Origin of the sequence: Rhodoferax saidenbachensis (genome assembly GCF_001955715.1) — a bacterium.
GTDB classification, from domain to species: domain Bacteria; phylum Pseudomonadota; class Gammaproteobacteria; order Burkholderiales; family Burkholderiaceae_C; genus Allorhodoferax; species Allorhodoferax saidenbachensis.
Genome location: NZ_CP019239.1, coordinates 3,101,445 through 3,118,360, shown reverse-complemented (window position 1 = coordinate 3,118,360; position 16,916 = coordinate 3,101,445). Strand labels below are relative to the sequence as shown.

At 61.8% G+C, this 16,916-nt stretch carries 14 protein-coding genes; 8 read left to right on the top strand and 6 right to left on the bottom strand.

The window, feature by feature from the left end:
• Positions 1-33 precede the first annotated feature (33 nt).
• Both RS694_RS14835 and RS694_RS14830 read left to right on the top strand, forming a co-directional pair.
• Positions 34-315, top strand: coding sequence for a YlcI/YnfO family protein (locus RS694_RS14835; RefSeq protein WP_029709234.1), 282 nt, complete (start codon positions 34-36; stop codon positions 313-315).
• Positions 312-629: a type II toxin-antitoxin system RelE/ParE family toxin gene (locus RS694_RS14830; RefSeq protein ID WP_029709235.1), complete on the top strand. Its 318-nt coding sequence runs from the start codon at positions 312-314 to the stop codon at positions 627-629. Before RS694_RS14835 ends, RS694_RS14830 begins: the two co-directional genes overlap by 4 nt.
• A gap of 23 nt (positions 630-652) precedes the next feature.
• Here RS694_RS14830 and RS694_RS14825 read toward each other — a convergent pair whose 3' ends face one another.
• The 4 genes from RS694_RS14825 to RS694_RS14820 form a co-directional block, all read right to left on the bottom strand.
• The gene (locus RS694_RS14825) at positions 653-979 is read right to left on the bottom strand and encodes a low molecular weight protein tyrosine phosphatase family protein (protein ID WP_029709236.1); all 327 of its coding nucleotides are present in this window, start codon (positions 977-979) and stop codon (positions 653-655) included.
• A gap of 73 nt (positions 980-1,052) precedes the next feature.
• Entirely contained in the window at positions 1,053-1,430 is a 378-nt protein-coding gene (locus tag RS694_RS20535) for a hypothetical protein (protein ID WP_152528885.1), read from the bottom strand.
• Between the two features lie 13 nt (positions 1,431-1,443).
• Positions 1,444-1,938 carry a hypothetical protein gene (locus RS694_RS20530; protein WP_152528886.1) on the bottom strand — a complete coding sequence of 165 codons (495 nt, stop codon included), beginning with the start codon at positions 1,936-1,938 and terminating at the stop codon, positions 1,444-1,446.
• Between the two features lie 175 nt (positions 1,939-2,113).
• The gene (locus tag RS694_RS14820; protein WP_076069766.1) at positions 2,114-4,459 is read right to left on the bottom strand and encodes a transglycosylase domain-containing protein; all 2,346 of its coding nucleotides are present in this window, start codon (positions 4,457-4,459) and stop codon (positions 2,114-2,116) included.
• A 142-nt stretch (positions 4,460-4,601) separates the two neighbouring features.
• Here RS694_RS14820 and RS694_RS14815 point away from each other — a divergent pair, with 142 nt between their 5' ends.
• Positions 4,602-5,702, top strand: coding sequence for an NADH:flavin oxidoreductase (locus RS694_RS14815; RefSeq protein WP_029709150.1), 1,101 nt, complete (start codon positions 4,602-4,604; stop codon positions 5,700-5,702).
• Positions 5,703-5,789: 87 nt separating this feature from the next.
• On the opposite strand, the gene RS694_RS14810 is transcribed toward RS694_RS14815, so the two are convergent.
• The gene (locus RS694_RS14810; RefSeq protein ID WP_029709149.1) at positions 5,790-6,149 is read right to left on the bottom strand and encodes a DUF1304 domain-containing protein; all 360 of its coding nucleotides are present in this window, start codon (positions 6,147-6,149) and stop codon (positions 5,790-5,792) included.
• An 86-nt stretch (positions 6,150-6,235) separates the two neighbouring features.
• On the opposite strand from RS694_RS14810, the gene RS694_RS14805 reads away from it, so the two are divergent.
• Positions 6,236-6,859 (top strand): TetR/AcrR family transcriptional regulator, encoded by a 624-nt coding sequence (locus RS694_RS14805; protein WP_051392060.1) that lies wholly within the window; start codon positions 6,236-6,238, stop codon positions 6,857-6,859.
• A 21-nt stretch (positions 6,860-6,880) separates the two neighbouring features.
• A complete protein-coding gene (locus RS694_RS14800; protein ID WP_152528881.1) occupies positions 6,881-7,471 on the top strand; it encodes a hypothetical protein in 591 nt (196 codons plus the stop codon).
• Between the two features lie 79 nt (positions 7,472-7,550).
• Here the strand turns inward: RS694_RS14800 and RS694_RS14795 are convergent, their stop codons facing one another.
• Positions 7,551-13,550, bottom strand: a complete 6,000-nt coding sequence (locus tag RS694_RS14795; protein ID WP_037248106.1) for an alpha-2-macroglobulin family protein — start codon at positions 13,548-13,550, stop codon at positions 7,551-7,553.
• A 138-nt stretch (positions 13,551-13,688) separates the two neighbouring features.
• On the opposite strand from RS694_RS14795, the gene RS694_RS14790 reads away from it, so the two are divergent.
• The 3 genes from RS694_RS14790 to RS694_RS14780 all read left to right on the top strand — a co-directional run bounded on the left by RS694_RS14790 (position 13,689) and on the right by RS694_RS14780 (position 16,909).
• A complete protein-coding gene (locus tag RS694_RS14790; RefSeq protein WP_029709145.1) occupies positions 13,689-15,233 on the top strand; it encodes a methyl-accepting chemotaxis protein in 1,545 nt (514 codons plus the stop codon).
• Between the two features lie 275 nt (positions 15,234-15,508).
• Positions 15,509-16,438, top strand: a complete 930-nt coding sequence (locus RS694_RS14785; RefSeq protein WP_029709144.1) for a DUF3034 family protein — start codon at positions 15,509-15,511, stop codon at positions 16,436-16,438.
• Positions 16,439-16,462: 24 nt separating this feature from the next.
• A complete protein-coding gene (locus RS694_RS14780) occupies positions 16,463-16,909 on the top strand; it encodes a group I truncated hemoglobin (protein WP_076069762.1) in 447 nt (148 codons plus the stop codon).
• The last annotated feature ends 7 nt before the right edge of the window (positions 16,910-16,916 follow it).

The window sequence follows — 16,916 nt, the reverse complement described above, 5'->3', positions numbered from 1 at the left end:
GTCGATGCATTGCAAATGCAATACACTTTGCGCATGAAAACTGCAACCTTACCTTCCGTCCGCGTCCAGCCTGCGCTTCGTGAAGAAGTGCAAGCGCTGCTCGGTGAGCATGAAACCCTCTCCGAGTTTGTTGAAACCGCTGTGCGTGAGAACGTGCAACGCCGCCGCAACCAACTGGAATTTGCCGCGCGCGGCATCGCATCGCTGGAGAGTGCCAAACGCACGGACAGCTATGTGGAAGCCGATGCCGTGCTCGACACGCTGGTCCGCAAGCTCAATGTCGCCAAGCTGAAACGCGCAGCAGGCAAACGGTGAGCTACCGCGTACGGCTGACGCGGGAAGCCGCTGAGGATTTGGAGCGCCTGTTTGACTTTGTGCTGGAGCGCGAACTTCAGCGCAGTACAGGTGATCTGGACCTGGCCGACAAAGCCTTGCAAGCCATCCAGCAGGGCATGGTCACGCTGCGCACGTCGCCCTTCACCTGCCGCAAGTCGGGCCAAAGCCCGTTTTTGCGCGAGCTGGTTATCTCCTTCGGACGAACCGGCTACGTTGCATTGTTTGAAATCGTAGATAGCGAGAATGTGGTGGTTGCCGCAGTGCGGCACCAACTGGAAGACGATTACCACTGAGCGCGACTGCGCGGGCTAAATCGCTAAACCACGCCAAGAATGCCACCCACCGAGGTGCGCAACTGCTCCACCAGCTCGGGGTCCATGTACTTGTACTCGTCGGGTATGTCGAGCACATGGATGGGTTTGCTGCCAATCACCGCGCGGTGCTCGGCCAGCAGGCGGGATTTGTGTTTTTCTTCCATCGCAAAAACCACATCGGCCCAGGCCAGGTCCGCTTCAGACACCGGGTGCCTGGCTTTAGGACTGGTGCCTGCGGAGCGCGCATAGACGCCCGGATGTTTGCGCCAGACCTGTTCGGCGGTGGGGCTGCGCCATTGGTTTTTGCTGCAGATGAAGAGGAGATTCATTGCTGGGTGATTTGTGTCAAGGGCAGCTTCAGACTGTTAACAGAGTTATCGATTGCCCGTAAGCAGACTCTGCTCATTCCGAGACGTATCGGTACTTTGATACTACGTGTCCATCTGCTGAATATCCAACACCATACGCGGTCAAAATATTCTCGTACCGCTCTTCAGTGACGCAGCGCCCATCATTAGGTCCGCGATATTTAGTGTCATCGCCCCACCACAAATTCTCTCCGCATTTGCGGACCACATCGGGAGTTCCGAGTGTGGTTACAACAGACGCACGCGATGCTCTCTCGGGAATGGCATAAAAAGCATTCTCTTGATAAACACTCCGCGCCCAGCACGCAGCGACAAGACCTGCTGCAACGAAGGGCAACGCCAGAGCAACAAACAACGTGCGATGTAAGGTCTTCATAGTGGCGAATTGGAGTTCATTGGAGTCGTCTGCCATCGCTGCGGAGTGGTCATGGGAATTCGCCCAAGTATGGAAATGCGCACCAAGACAACAGAACAAACAGCAGAAGATTTGCCAAGTAAGTAGCGAATGGTGACTTTCTCACTACGCCCCAAACTGAGATTAACAAAGCCACAGCGAATCCAATTGTGTTTTCAGAGGCGACCACCTGTGTATGAAAAATTCCTTGGTACCTTGTTCCATATTCCCAGGAGCCATAGAAATACAAAGAATTAAGAGTTGCTACCGCCGTAATCAGCCCTAAAACGACTATGGGGAAATGTCTGGAATTCGCAGCGAACTTCAAGGTCAATAAATATAGACCCGGGGTTAAGAAAACGAAAAGTACCAAAGTCGTCCACGCGAGAACTACCAGATGGATCGGCATTGGCACCCAGACACTCATCACTCCGCCTGTAAATACTGGACCTGCAAAAATGAGTGATGAGACGCCGAATAGCAATGCTGCTCCGCCGTGGCGCCAATGATCTTTTGAAACTTCCATATTTCCAGATAAAAACTAAGCGGCCTGGGTGGCTGTCATTTCAAAAAACGTGAGCCCGCTTCCGCCGCAATTCTGACGGTCACTAGCGAGCTTGCCCATCCCCCAAACGGGTGAAATTTTGAAAATTGCTCCATCGCAATGACAGCGTTCACCACTCAGGTGTTGGGGTTCGCCGTCAATTCTTGGAACTCGCCCGTTCCGAACCCTTCACCCCCGCCCCCCGCACTTCCAGCCGAATCTCATCCAGCACATCTCCGCGCACATTGGTGATGCGCACCACGTGCCGACCGGGCCAGGGCAGCCATTGCGCAGTGGGGCCTTTCGCAAAAGTCTTGCCGTCCATTTGCCAGACGAGTTTGTCGCCTGTGGCTTCGAACAACACGCGTTGGCGGTTGGGGGGGATGTCGGGGTCCAGCGCGATGATGGTGCCGCTGGTGGGGGCGGTGATGCGGGCGTTGCCGGGGTTGGATTGAGTGCCTTTTGGGCCTCTAGCCCCCGTGGATTGTGCGCGACCAGCTCCTGAATCGATAGCGAATACGGCCTGCTGCGTGCCGCTGATAAACCACTCGCTGCGCGCCGCTTCGGTCACGCCGCCTGCGTTGGCGAAGCGCACGGTTGCCTGCACCACGCCTGCCGGCGCCTTGGGTGCGCGGCTGGGTTGCTGGGCGTGCAGGTGGTTCATCACCGCGGCCCAGATGGGGGCTGCGCCGGTGGTGCCGCTCACGTCCCACATGGGCGCGCCGCTGGCGTTGCCGACCCACACGCCCACGGTGTAACGCTGCGACCAGCCTACGGCCCAGTTGTCGCGCATGTCTTTGCTGGTGCCGGTTTTCACCGCGCTCCAGAAACGTGTGGCCAGCACGCTGTCGGTGCCGAAGGTGCGGGCGCGCGCCAGCGGGTCGCTCAGGATGGCGCCGACGATGAAGGCAGCGCGGGGGTCGAGGGCCTGCACGGACGTTCGCCTCGGGGCTTCGACAGGCTCAGCCCGAACGGGAGAAGAGCCATCTCGCACGGAAGGTGATTGGGGGCGAAGGGTAAGAAGGGTCGTCGTGGGGCTGGCGCGCCCGCCGTTGGCCAGTGCGCGGTAGGCGTTGGTGAGGTTCAGCAGCGAGACCTCGGCGCTGCCCAGTGCCAGGCTGTAGCCGTAGTAGTCGCCGCTCTCACGCAGCGGCAGGCCCAGGCGCACCAGTTGTTTGTGGAACGCGTCGGGCGACACCATCACCAGCGTGCGCACAGCGGGCACGTTGAGCGACGCGGCCAGTGCGGTGCGGGTCGATACCCAGCCCTTGAAATGGCGGTCGTAGTTCTGCGGGATGTAGAGGCCGCCGCTGGTCTGGATCTGGGTGCCCGAGTCGTCCAGTAAAGACGCGGCGGTGATGCGCCGCTCGGCCATGGCCTGCCCATACAAAAACGGTTTGAGTGTGGAGCCGGGCTGGCGCAGGGCGGTCACGCCGTCCACATCGGCCGCATTACTGAGCGCCCCGCTGGAGCCCACCCATGCCAGCACTTCGCCGGTGCTGTTGTCCAGCACCACCAGCGCGCCGTCTTCCACATGGCGGCCTTGCAGCTCGCGCAGGTGTTGCTGCAGGGTTTGCACGGCGAAGCGTTGGAGTGGCGCGCGCAGCGTGGTGCGAACCACACCCGTTCGGGTTTTCTCCGTTCGCACTGAGCTTGTCGAAGCCTTGGCGGGCCCTTCGACAGGCTCAGGGCGAACGGGATTTTTGGCATCTGCGAGAACGGAGTTGTTGGCATCGGCCCGAACGGTGGTGAGTTGTCGCGCCACATGCGGCGCAATGCCCACGCTGGCGGCGTAGTCGCGCCGTTGCAGGGCGGCGGTGGTGAACAGGTCCAGCGCCTCGCAGTCGGCGCGCGCTGGGGCCTGCAGGCTTTGCAGTACGGCACAGGCGCGCTGCGCTACCTGTGCGGGTTTGGCGTTGGGTGCGCGCACCAGGGCGGCGGCTATGGCGGCCTCGCGGTGGTCCAGCCCGTGGGCGGCCTTGCCAAACAGGGTCTGGCTCATGGCGTCAATGCCGACCAGTTCGCCCCGAAACGGCACCAGGTTCAGGTAGGCCTCCAGAATCTGGTCCTTGCGCCAACGGCTCTCCAGCATCTGGGCCGACACGGTTTGCCCCAGCTTTTGCACCACGCTGCGCCCGTTGGAGCCGCGCTTCAAATCTTCGTCCAACAAACCTGCGAGTTGCATGGTGATGGTGGACGCGCCGCGCGTTTTGCTGTTCCACAGGTTGGCCCAGGCGGCGCTGGAGACGGCGCGCCAGTCCACACCGCTGTGTTCGTAAAAGCGTTTGTCTTCACTCAACACCAGCGCCGTGCGCAGGGCAGGGGAGATGTCGGCCAGCGCTACCCATTGGCCGCGGCGCACCGTGGCATCGGTGCGCAGGCGGTGCAGCAGCTCTCCGTTGCGGTCCAGGATCAGCGTGTCAGACGACTGGTACTCGGCTTTTACAGAGGAAAAAGTGGCTGCAGCCCAGGTGGAATGTGCGCAAGCAGCTATTAAAACCATAGCGATTGACCGGGCTAACGCTGGCAGCAAGCCGCGGCTACCCCACCCCATGGGAGCTGTAGCCTGGGTGACCCTACGGCTCCCTTGGGTGGCCGGAGCACCGTAAACTGGTTTCTCTTGCAACTTAACTCTCTCCATCCGTATGTCCCACGCTGCTCCGTTGTTCCAGCCCTTTACCTTCAAGGGCCTCAAGCTTGCCAACCGCATTGTCATGGCGCCCATGACACGGTCGTTTTCGCCCGGCGGCGTGCCTACCAAGCAAGTGAGTGAGTATTACCGCAAGCGTGCCGCCTCGGCCGTGGGCCTGATCGTGTCGGAGGGCACTGTGGTGCAGCGCCCGTCTGCTGGTAATGACCCCGATGTGCCCCATTTCTGGGGCGATGCCGCGTTGGCCGGTTGGCAGGATGTCATCAACACCGTGCACCAGGCCGGTGGTGTGATGGCGCCCCAGCTCTGGCACGTGGGCGCCGCGCGCAACCCGCGCACCACCTGGACCGCGCCACCGCCGGTGGATTCCCCCTCTGGCCTGTCGCGCCCCGGCAAACAGTTTGGCGAGCCCATGACCGACGCGGCCATTGCCGACACCATCGCCGCCTTTGCCAAAGCCGCCGGTGCGGCCAAGCGTCTGGGCTTTGACTGCATTGAGCTGCATGGCGCCCACGGTTATTTGATCGACCAGTTCTTTTGGGACGGAACCAATACGCGCACCGACAAATTCGGTGGAGACCTGGTGGCGCGCGGAAAATTTGCGGGAGAAATTTTGAAAGCCGTGCGCGCCGAAGTGGGGCCCGACTACCCGGTCATCATCCGCCTGTCGCAATGGAAGCAGCAGGACTACGCCGCCCGCATTGCGCAGTCGCCCGACGAGATGGCCGCCTGGCTGCAGCCGCTGGCCGATGCGGGCGCCGACATCTTCCATTGCTCGCAACGCCGCTTCTGGGAGCCGGAGTTTGATGGTTCGGATCTGAACTTTGCCGGCTGGGCCAAGAAGCTCACCGGCCGACCCACCATCACCGTCGGTTCTGTGGGGCTGAGCGGTGAGTTCATCGCCGCGTTTGGGGGCGAAAGCTCCAAGCCCGCGTCGCTGGACGAACTGCTGCGCCGCTTTGACCGCGGTGACTTCGACCTGGTGGCCGTAGGCCGTGCGCTGATCAGCGACCCGGATTGGGCGCTGAAGGTGCGCGATGGCCGCATGGACGAGCTGTCCAACTTCTCGCCGGCGGCTTTGGCGGAATTGGTTTAAGGCAACGCTGACCTAGTCCCTCCGTTCGGGCTGAGCCTGTCGAAGCCTTCAACAAGCACAGCCCGAACGGACTTCATCTGCAAAGCCTTACAGCAGGTACAGCGCAGCCAAGCCCAACACGGCGGGCACGGTCTGGATGTACAGGATGCGCACCATCACCGTCACCGCACCCCAGATACCCGCCACGGCCACGCATGCCAGGCCGTAGGTGGCAAAGGCTTTGGCAATGGCTGGGTCGGGGTAGACCAGGCCCAGCAGCAGCGCAGCGGCCAGAAAGCCGTTGTAGCAACCCTGGTTGGACATGGCAGGCTTGCGCATGGCCACTTCGGCCTTGGGAATGCCAAACACCTTGACGCCCCGCGACTCAAACAGCACGGTCTCCAGCAGGAAGATGTACACATGGATCAGGCAGACCAGTGCGATGAGGATTTGGGCGGCAATGTGCATGGGAAAGTCTCGGTTTGATGCAATGGGATGGAGAATACATAATCACGTTATGTTTGTAAAGAAGCCTGTTGTCTCCAGTGTTACCCATGACTGAAATACCCACCAAGCGCGACGGACGCAAAGAGAACGCCAGCGCCACGCAGGCCGCGCTGCAATTGGCGGCGCTGCGCTGGTTCAGTGCGCAGGGCTTTGAGAAAGCGCCGGTCGGCAGCATCTGCGGCGATGCCGGGGTGACCGTGGGCGCGCTGTACCACCACTACGGCGACAAGAAAGGCCTGTTTGCAGCAGTGGTGGAGCAGGTCGATGCGCAACTGGTGCAACAGGCCCTGGCTGCGCGCCAGGCCGTCATCGACAACGGTGGCAGCGCCTGGGATGCCTTTTTGGCCTCTATCGACACCGTGCTGCAGGCGGGCACCAACGCACCGCTGCGCCGCCTCATGTTGGTGGACGCGCCTGCGGTGCTGGGCGCGCAGGTGTGGGGCGAGATACGGCAACGGCAGGGTCTGGGCGCCATGCGCGGCAGCATCGCCGCCATCCAGGCACACGGCATTTTTCAGGGGCACGATGCGGAGCGTTTGGCGCGGATTGTGTTGGGCGCGCTGTATGGCGGTATGGACTCATTGCCTGAGGATGAAGCGGGCGTTCAGGACGCGCTGGCAGATACGCGGCAATGTCTGGTGGCGATGCTGGAAGGTTTGCGGCGTGGGTAGTTTTTTATAGGCGTGGTGAAGATGTATTTGAAAACACATAAATGGATGTTTGCCCTGCTGTTATGGGCAACAAGCCCTGTATGGGCTTTGGAGCTTCAGCAGCAAAAATTCAGTGACGATCAAATCTTCTCGGCGGTGGTCGGCAAGTTTCAAAAAACACTGCAGTACCGGTTCAACACGGCCACGACGGACGCGCGGAAACCTTTGCTGGTATTCGGTCCGGCGCTGAAATTCGGAAAAAAAGTTCAATCCCAGTCATTTACCCACCTGACCCAGCAAGAGCTGGTTACCGAACAACAGGCGGTTTTTATCTTGATACCCAATGCCTACCCCGATCCTGAGCGCAATGCGCTGTACGTGGAGTACGACATACCGAGCAATGCGTCTTATGGTTTGTTGAAGGTCTTCCCCAAAGACGGCGTGTTGGCGGTGGAGGTGGAGGACAGCTATCGATCGTCCTCGGGTGCCAGGGCCACCTACGGCAAGCTCTACGAAGGCGTGGCCTGCCGGGACAACACGGAAATGGCCTACCGCTGGAACGAATACGAAGGCAATCGCGCCAGCGGACGTTGCCTGGACACCATGTTCACGGAATTCATCAAACCGTTTTAGAGCGCGCTGCGCCCAGCATCCTTGGATGCCGGGCCCGCACTTCAGCAGCCCGCCGCGCCAGTGCAGCCTAGGTCCACTATCACTTGGCCGCGACCACCTTCACCCGTGCATTCGGCGCCTCGCCAAACATCTCGGGCGCATACATCGCTTCCACACGGCTCGGTGGCAATGAGAATTCACCGACGTTGTTCAGGCGAATGGTGTATTCCATCTTCACCACGCCCTTGGGCAGGTACTGGTAGTAGCTGCGGAAGGACTCGAAGCTGCGCTCTTCAAATGCGGCCCAACCGGTGCCTCCCGATTTTTCGCCCTGTGTGGCGATCTCGGAGTCGCGGCCCAGGCCGCTACCCAGAATCGTCGCACCGCCGGGCACCGGGTCAGTGATCACGGCCCAGCTCATGTCGGCGCTGGCGTTCACCTCCAGCGTGATACGCAGCACGTCGCCGCGCGTATAGCTGCCTGCGGGCAGGCTCTTGTTGGCCTGTTCTACCGGCGTGATGGTCTTCTTGATCTGGTAGCCAGCAAAGAAGGGTTCTTTCAGTTGCACGGCGGCGACCGATTGCAGCGTGAGCCAGGGCTTGCCGGGGCCTTGGTGAGTGACGTTCAGCGTGTCTTTGGCCGCGGTCTTGCTCCAGGGCAGGAACATGCTGTTGTTGCGCAGGTTGCCGGGAGCAGCGGGTGCGCCAAACCAGGTGGACTGGTGCGCAGCGCCGGAAGCATCCGTGGTCTTGATGCGCTCGACCTTGCTCCATTCCACACTCGCTGCGCCCGTGCTCATGGACGCTTTGGTGGAACCGGCAACGGTGACTGCTTCAAACTTGGCGGAGAACTTCTCCAGCGCCAGCCCGCCCCACAAGTTGGCCGTGGTGGTGTGCCACGCGCCGCGCTGCTGGCGACCGATGAAGCCATTGGCCAGGCGGCCCATGTCGTCTTTCCAGGCCGGGTCGTCCATCACGGCCAGCATCAGGCGCGCGGTGTTCACATCGCCGTTTTGCATCAGCCACCACCAGTAGTCGTCCTTCTCGGTGCTGAAGACCATCTTCGTGCCCTGGTAGCTGATGCGGCTGCGCAGAACCTGCGTTGCCTCGGCAATGCGTTTGTCACGTTCAGGCACATCGGCCACGCGTTTGAGGATGTTGAGCCAGTCAATCACCGCGTGCGTAGGCCACTGGTTGGGTGCAATGGTGATGCTGCCCAGCATGCGGCCCTGTGCCTTGCCGTAGCGCGACAGGGCTTCGAGTGCGGCCAACTTGCGCACGTCCAGATCGTTGCGTGGGCTCCAGAACTTGCGCTGGATACGGCCTTCCACAAAGGCAATCAGCCCGCGCTCCATCGGCGCGCGCACGTCGTCGCTCAGCGCAAACGCCGGGTTGATGCTGGCGGCTTCGTGCGTCGCGGCCAGCAGGTAGGCGGTGAGCGTGTCACTGCCATGGTCGGCTTCGCCATCGCGCGGCGGGAAATAGCTGGCCAGGCCGTCGCTGTCCAGATAACTCGGGATTTGCGACGCCACGGTCTGCCACATCTTGCCGTCACGCAGTCCCACGGACTTGCTGGTCTTTTGCTCCAGACAGGCAAACGGGTAGTTGGCAAACCAGTCCTTGACACCCGGCAGGCCTTCGGCCAGTTTGGGCTGCAGCGACATCTTGAGTCCGCCACGTCCGGGGATGGCGTCGGCCGGTGCGTTCACATCCAACGTGAACGGCCCATCGATCTGCACCAGCGTGGCCTGCTGTACGGTGAGCGGCACAGCCGGGATGATGCGTTGGCTGGCCTTGAGCGCATCGCGTGCGCCGGTCACCGTGTCTTTGGCCTCAATCTCCCACAGGATGGACTCAAACCGGCTTTGCGCGAGTTGCGCAGGGGCGGTCACCATCCACGCCACTTCGCGGGCATCGCCGGGCGGGATGTCCACGGTTTGTGGCTCCAGCGTCAGCAGCGTGGCGCGCGGGGTCACCAGCACCTTCATGGGCTGTTTGGTGGTGTTGCGCAGCGTGATCTGCGCGCGGTACTGGTCGTCTTCGCGCACCAGGGGCGGCAGGCCGCTGATGATTTGCAAATCCTGCGTGGCACGGATGCTGGTGCTGCCCGTGCCAAACAGGCCGGTCGATGCGTCAGCCACGGCCACGATCTTGAAGGTGGTCAATGCATCGTTCAGCGGCACCGTCACCTGGGCTTGGCCGTTGGCGTCCAGCTTCACACTCGGGTTCCACAGCAGCAGTGTCTCCAGCAGCTCACGCGCACCGCTGTGTCCACCACCACCGCCAGCTGCCACGGCCTTGCGACCATAGTGCCTGCGGCCAATGATTTCCATTTGCGCGGTAGACGTTTCCACGCCCCAGGATCGGCGCTGCAGCATGGCGCCCAGCAAGTCCCAACTGTTGTTGGGCATCAGCTCCAGCAGCGCCTGGTCCACAGCGGCCAGTGCCACTTCAGCATTGGCGGCGGGCTGGCCGTTGGGCAGTTTCACGCTAATCGTGATCTGCGCCTTGCTGCGCACCGCGTAACTTTCCTTGTCGGCTTTGACGCTCACATCGAGCTGGTGCGCTTTGGTGCCCACGCGGATTTCGGCGACGCCCAGACGGAATGCGGGCTTGCTCAGGTCGACCAGTGCAGTCGGTGCTACGTATTCCTTGCCTTCGTACCAGAAGCTGGTCCACCACTCGCGTGGCGCCTTGTAGCCCCAGGTGAAGAAGCTGTACCACGGCACCTCGCGCAGGCGGCCGCGCAGGGCCAGCACGCTCACGTACACATTCGGCCCCCAGCCTTCCTTGATCTTCAGGTGGATGGTCGGGTCTTGGCCATTGAGTTGCACCACTTGGGTTTCCACAATGCCTTCGCGTTCCACAGCCAACAGGGCCGTAGCAAAACGGAACGGCATGCGCACTTGGAACTTGGCGGTCTCACCGGGCTGGTAACTCTTCTTCTCGGGCAGCAGGTCCATGCGGTCATGGTTCTCGCCGCCAAACCACAGCTCGCCCTGTTTGGTCACGTAGACGCTGCTGGCGGCCTGGATGCTGTTGCCCGATGCGTCTTTGGCGGTGACGACCAGCTCCACTTCACCAGGCTCGCCCAGCGAGGTTTCGCACAACAACAAGCCACGCGAATCGCTCTTGCCGTCGCACACGGTGCCCAGCTCCTTGATGCTGGTCTTGTTGTCGTAGGCGTAGAAGCCGCCGACCATGCGTTTGCGCGTGGTGGTGACGATGCGCGCGGTCGCTTTCACTTCCAGTGCCACGCCTTCTTGCGGCTTGCCGGCCAGACTCAGCGCCAGTGCCTGGAACTTGATCTTCTGGCTGCTCGATACCCAACCCTCAGTCTTGATACCGGCGACCACATTGGCGGGCCACAGCGTGTTGGTGCTGCGTATGGTTTGCACTTCGCCATTGGGGTCAGAGTAGGTAGCTTCCAGCAGCAGCTCCTGGGGCTGGCGGCTGGTGGGCACTTCGGCAATGGTGGTCTTGCCAGCGCCGTTTTTGTCCAGCGTGAGGGCCAGTTTGTCGGCGATCACGCGAGCGTCCTGCACCGAGCTGTCTTCCTCTTCGCCTTCGGAGCTGGTGTCGCGTTTGCCACGCGGTGGCGAGAAGCTGAACTCGCTGAAGTCTGCGTAGTTGAGCGATTTGCCGCGCACCAGCGCGGACACCCGCACCGGCAGGTTGGTCGCACCGCCGCCCGACACGTAGTTGATCTGCACGTCCACCGGTACGGTTTTTACATTCACCAATGCTTTCTTTTCGGCAGGCGTGACACGGCCTTCGAGTACCGGCAGGCGGAACTCTTCCACACGGAACTCTCCGGTGCTGTAACTACGCACATTGCCCTGGCCGCGCAGCTCCACGCTGTAGGCGCCCAGTTTGGCCGCAGGCGGGATGGCAAATGTGCTCTCGGCACTCTGGCCACCGGTGGCGGTTTTGCGCCAGACCAGCGGTTGGGTGTATTGCTGGCCGCTGCCGATGTGGGTGAGTACCAGTTGGCCGGGCTGCTGCGCGGTGAGGCCAAAACCGGTGGAGGTCTCGGTGCGCAGAATGTGTTTCATGGACACCGTTTCGCCAGCGCGCAACAGCGTGCGGTCAAAGATGGTGTGGGCCACGCTGTCCGGTTGCGGGCTCTGGCTGGTGGGCACGTTGAAGCGCCAGGGCTCGATGCCGCGGTTCCAGTCGCTCCAGGTGAAGGCCATGTCGTCCACCGTGCCCTTGCCGTCACCAGCGGGCTGCTGGGCGCGGGCGCTCACAAAGTAGGCCTGGCTGTAGTTGTCCTGGCTGTTGCAGGTGGGCGCCTGGGGCGAGATGCCTGTCAAGTTGGCAATACCTTGCGCGTTGGTAGCGGCGGTGGCCACTTCATGGCCCCGGCAGTCCGACACACGCACTACGGCGCCTGCCACGGGCGCGCCCTTGTCCAGCGTGGTGACCCAGGCCACGGCGTTTTCACGCCCCAGCTTGAAATGCACGCCCAGGTTGGTCACCAGCGCCGATGTGCGGACCACCATGGTGCGGCCTGCGCCGTGGCGTTCGTCCAGCAGGCTGGCACCGAGTTTTTGCGAGGAAATCTCCACCACATGGAAGCCGGGCGAGAGGGGGATGCCCACCACCTCAAACGGGCGCGGGTCACCGTCCACCGGGGTGGGCAGGTCCAGCACCTTGACGTTGGCCTGGCCCTGCAGGAGCGAGAGCATGCGCGACTGCACTTCGGTGCGGTCGTAGGTGTCTACCGATTTGGGCAGCGGGCCTTTCACATCCGCTGCGGCCAGCTTGCGGGACACGGTGAAGTTGTCGTAACGCTGCACCTTCTGGAACCAGGCAATGATGTCGGCATCGGTGGTGGGCTTGAGGGTGCTGACCTTGCCGGCCACGGGCTTCGCGTTCGCACGCGCCTGCTCGGCATTGAGCCCGCGGATGGCCAGCGATGCCTCCACATTGCGCAGCGTGACGGGCAGCAGTGCCACACCATTGGGTTCGGCAAAACGTTCGACGATGCCAAACGGCGCTGCTGCAAACTTGGCCAGCGGTGGCATGAGGCCGGTAGCGACTTTCAGCGGAAAGCTGTCGGCATTGCGCAGCGTGCGGCCGGAGGCGTCCTTGAAGTCTTTGGGCAGCTCCAGCACAAAGTGGGCTTGCTCGGGGAACAGCGGGGCGAAGGTCACGCTGTTGACCACGTTGTCTTCGTCGCCCTCACTGCCGCCCTCATTGAAGCTGGGTTTGAAAATCTCACGCCCGGCCTTGAGGCGGATGGCGGATAGCAGCTTCACCGACACCGGCGCGTTGAACGACAGTTGCATGGGGCGTATCGGCAGGCAGGCGCTTTGTGCATTTTCACGCTCGCAGCTGAAGCTGGCTTCAAACGGTTCGCGCACCTGGAAGGAAAAGCGCCGCTCTACCGAATTCGCCACACCGCTGCCACCGCCGGTGGCAGGCGTGGCGACGCCTTTGCCGTAGACCAGTTGTACTTTGGCCGACGGTGTGAGGCGCCGGTTGCAGGCCAGCGTGACCACGCTCAGGGGTTCTTTGGCGGCTTGTTGTTCCAGGCCCTGCGATTTGAGCAGGGCAGCCCGGTTGGCGCCATCAATCATGCGCACCGCCACGCGTTCGCCCAGGCCCTCTACCGCGCACCAGACATTGGCCTGCACGCTGGCCAAGGTGGCCGGGCCGTTGAGGCGCAGCGTGAAGAACTGTTCTTCGTCAATGCGCTGGCCCTGGGAAGGCTGGACGTTTTGCACAAACGGCCCACTGCTATTGAATTTGTAGCTGGTCACGCCCGTCAGCTCTGCACCTTTGGGTGATTTGTATCCGGGTTTGACCTGCAGGGTGCAGCTGATTCCGGGAGGTAGGTCGTTGTCGAAATCAAAGGCCCAGGCCCGGTCATTGACCCAGCGGCCTGTGCCCTTGGTGACTTGTGCGTCGCTGCAACTCAATGACAGCGGAGCCTCCGCTTTGGGATCACCAAAGTTGATGGCGCTGTCATCAAACTTGGCCAGCACCTGGCGCACACGCGCCACTTCGCCTTGGGGTGACAGACTGCTGATCTGCAGGGCATGGGCGGATAAACCGGCCAGTGCCAGGGCAGTTGCGGCGATTGTTTTGGGTATGTTCACGCGGGGCCTCCTGAGGACTGCACAGCGTAGCGGAAATTGATGGCATTTGATGGTTTGCCGCCAACGGAGTGCGTGGTCTTTGCCATATTTTGATGACAGAATGTGTGCAACTATTAGAAAGAGGAGACATACATGTCCGGAGTTCGCAATTTGCGCATTGGAAAACGCCTGGCGCTGGCATTTGGGGTGATTTTGTTGGTGTTGGCCACGTGTGCCGCAGTAGGTGTGTGGCGCTTGCAGAGTCTGGCTGCGGCCACAGATGCATTGGGCACGGTGGAGAGTGAAAAACTGACCTTGGCCGTGCGCTGGCGCCAGACCATTGACCTGAACTGGGTGCGTACCCGTGCCGCGATTCTGGACTCGGATGTCAGCCGCATACCGGCCTGGCAGGCCGACATGGACAAGACCTCGGAAATCTCCACCGCATCGCGCAAACGCCTGATCGAATTGCTGCAGTCGGACGAAGGCAAGGCGCATATCGCCGCCATCGACGCGGCGCGTGAGGCCTACCGCACGCCACGTGCTGCGGTACTGAAGCGCAGGTTGGCGGGTGAAGATATGGCCGCCGCGTTGGACAAGGACCTGAAGCCTCTGGCCATCACCTACAGCGATACGATTTCCAAGTTGGAGCAATGGCAGCAGGCCGCCGTGGATGCGACCTTGCAGAAGGCGGAGCAAAACGCCAAGCAGGGCCAGACGATCCTGATCTTTGGCGGCATTGCGGCGCTGATTTTGGGCGTCATTTTTGCCGTGGTGTTGTCGCGCTCCATCGTGCTGCCGATCCAGCAGGCGGCCAACAGTGCGCGCCTGATTGCGCAGGGTGATCTGACGGAGTCCTTCAGCACCGAGGGTAGCGACGAAGCGGCCGACCTGTTGGGCGCCCTCAAGGAAATGCAGGGTAGCCTGTCGGGTGTGGTGTCCACCGTGCGCCAGGGCTCCGAAAGCGTGGCCACGGCGAGTGCCGAAATCGCGCATGGCAACAACGACCTGTCCGCGCGTACCGAACAACAGGCCAGCGCACTCGAAGAAACAGCGGCTTCCATGGAAGAGCTGAGTTCCACCGTCAAACAAAACGCCGACAACGCACGTGAGGCCAACCAGTTGGCCATGGGGGCATCCACCGTGGCGATTCAGGGCGGTGAAGTGGTGGGCCGTGTGGTGGAAACCATGAAGGGCATCAACGACAGCTCGCGCAAGATTGCCGACATCATCAGCGTGATCGACGGCATTGCGTTCCAGACCAATATCCTGGCGCTGAATGCGGCGGTGGAAGCCGCCCGCGCGGGCGAGCAGGGCCGTGGTTTTGCCGTGGTGGCCAGCGAGGTGCGTTCACTGGCGGGCCGCTCGGCGGAAGCCGCCAAGGAAATCAAATCCCTGATCAACGACAGTGTGGAGCGCGTGGGCCAGGGCACGGCGCTGGTCGACCAGGCCGGCACCACCATGCAGGAAGTGGTGGCCTCGATCAAACGCGTGACCGACATCATGGGTGAGATCAGCGCGGCCAGCAACGAACAAAGCACCGGTGTGGAACAGGTCGGCGAAGCCATCACCCAGATGGACCAGGCCACCCAGCAAAACGCCGCACTGGTGGAAGAGTCTGCCGCCGCTGCCGACAGCCTGAAGATGCAGGCCGAGCAACTGGTGCAGGCCGTGGCTGTCTTCAAACTCAACGGCTAGCCCAACGCTGACCCAGTACCTCCGTTCGGGCTGCGTCCTTCGACAGGCTCAGGACGAACGGATTGGAGGGGCCATGGCAGCCCTCCAAAAACGGCCAAGCTGCCGGTGGGGGCGATTTTTGGCATTCCGTGGGGGCTTCCGGCCAGCCGCACGGAGCGTCGCCAAAATAAATTGAAACCCGTTGAATCCAATCGGTCTTGGGCTGCGTACCAGTAACAAGCCGCAACGGACTTGTTTGCGTGCCCACTTTCAAACCCTGATCGATTGGACGCCCCATGAACCACCTTCGCACCGCGCTGCTCGTCAGTGCTGCCGGCCTGTGCACCGGCTTTGTGCATGCCGACACCGGCAAACTCCTTCTCACCGGGGGCGTCAGCTCCATTGACGGTGCCGCCGGCGGGGGGCTGACGCCCTGGGCCGTGATTGGCACCAACGCCACCGAGGGTGAAATGGGCGTGTCTGCCCACGTAAGCCGCGCCAGTACGCAGGACTACAGCCTCAATACCCTGGGCGTGGCCTTTGCCTTCAATGACCGGCTGGAAATCTCGCTGGCGCGGCAAGACTTTGACGCCTCGCCCGTCACCGCTCTCAACGGACTGGGCTTTGCGGTGCAAAACGGCCAACGCGTGACGATGGACGTGTTGGGCGTGAAAGTGAAAGTGGCTGGCGACGCCGTGCTGGACAGCGACAACTGGATGCCCCAGATCGCCGTGGGCGTGGAGCAAAAGTCGGTGGACGCGGGCTCCATCAAGCCAGTGCTGGACTTTTTGGGTGCCAAGACCAGTGGTACCGACTTGTATGTGAGCGCCACCAAGCTGTTTTTGGGCCAAAGCCTGCTGCTCAACGGCACGCTGCGCTACACCAATGCCAACCAGAACGGCCTGGTCGGCTTTGGCAGCAAGGCACCGGGCACCAACGAGGGCAGTTGGGTGCCCGAAGTGTCGGTGGCTTATCTACTGAACAAAAACCTGGCCATTGGCGCCGAGTACCGGGCCAAGCCCAACAACCTGCGCGCGCTGGGCCAGTCCGCTGGCCTGGGCGAAGGGCTGCAGGAAGACGCCTGGAAAGACCTCTTTGTGGCTTGGGCGCCCAACAAACATGGCTCCATCACCCTGGCTTATCTGGACCTGGGCCGCGTGTTGCCCGGCGTGACAGCCAACCGCAGCCAGTCCGGCTACTACCTCTCGGCCCAAGTGGCGTTTTGATTTGAAGCACAGCAAGGAACTGACATGAAACACCTCCTCATCGCACTCGCCCTGGCCACCCTGGGCCTGACCACCGCACCCGCCATGGCGCAAAGCACCGCGCCCATGCCCAACGACGCGCTCTACCAAGCCCTGGGCGCCAAGCCCGGCCTGCAGGCATTGATGGAAGTGTTTGTGGCCGGCCTGAAAGCCGACCCGCGTATTGGTGTGCAGTTCAAGGACACCAAATCGTCGTACCTGCAAGAGCAACTGGTGGACCAGTTTTGCGTGGTGAGCGGCGGCCCCTGTAAATACGAGGGCGCTGACATGAAGGCCGCCCACAAGGGCATGGACATCAACAAGGCGCAGTTCAACGCGCTGGTGGAAGTGCTGCAGGTGGCCATGGATGCGCGCAACATTCCGTTTGCCACGCAAAACCAGCTGCTGGCGCGCCTGGCGCCCATGCACCGTGATGTCATCACCGCCCATTGAGCCCGGC

What these genes read in the sequence shown, in the direction of transcription:
- RS694_RS14780 (WP_076069762.1), top strand. Translation starts at nt 16,463, where the DNA reads ATGAAACACCTCCTCATCGCACTCGCCCTGGCCACCCTGGGCCTGACC.
- RS694_RS14825 (WP_029709236.1), bottom strand. Translation starts at nt 979, where the DNA reads ATGAATCTCCTCTTCATCTGCAGCAAAAACCAATGGCGCAGCCCCACC.
- RS694_RS14790 (WP_029709145.1), top strand. Translation starts at nt 13,689, where the DNA reads ATGTCCGGAGTTCGCAATTTGCGCATTGGAAAACGCCTGGCGCTGGCA.
- RS694_RS14810 (WP_029709149.1), bottom strand. Translation starts at nt 6,149, where the DNA reads ATGCACATTGCCGCCCAAATCCTCATCGCACTGGTCTGCCTGATCCAT.
- RS694_RS14800 (WP_152528881.1), top strand. Translation starts at nt 6,881, where the DNA reads ATGTATTTGAAAACACATAAATGGATGTTTGCCCTGCTGTTATGGGCA.
- RS694_RS14835 (WP_029709234.1), top strand. Translation starts at nt 34, where the DNA reads ATGAAAACTGCAACCTTACCTTCCGTCCGCGTCCAGCCTGCGCTTCGT.
- RS694_RS14785 (WP_029709144.1), top strand. Translation starts at nt 15,509, where the DNA reads ATGAACCACCTTCGCACCGCGCTGCTCGTCAGTGCTGCCGGCCTGTGC.
- RS694_RS20530 (WP_152528886.1), bottom strand. Translation starts at nt 1,938, where the DNA reads ATGGAAGTTTCAAAAGATCATTGGCGCCACGGCGGAGCAGCATTGCTA.
- RS694_RS14815 (WP_029709150.1), top strand. Translation starts at nt 4,602, where the DNA reads ATGTCCCACGCTGCTCCGTTGTTCCAGCCCTTTACCTTCAAGGGCCTC.
- RS694_RS14805 (WP_051392060.1), top strand. Translation starts at nt 6,236, where the DNA reads ATGACTGAAATACCCACCAAGCGCGACGGACGCAAAGAGAACGCCAGC.
- RS694_RS20535 (WP_152528885.1), bottom strand. Translation starts at nt 1,430, where the DNA reads ATGGCAGACGACTCCAATGAACTCCAATTCGCCACTATGAAGACCTTA.
- RS694_RS14820 (WP_076069766.1), bottom strand. Translation starts at nt 4,459, where the DNA reads ATGGTTTTAATAGCTGCTTGCGCACATTCCACCTGGGCTGCAGCCACT.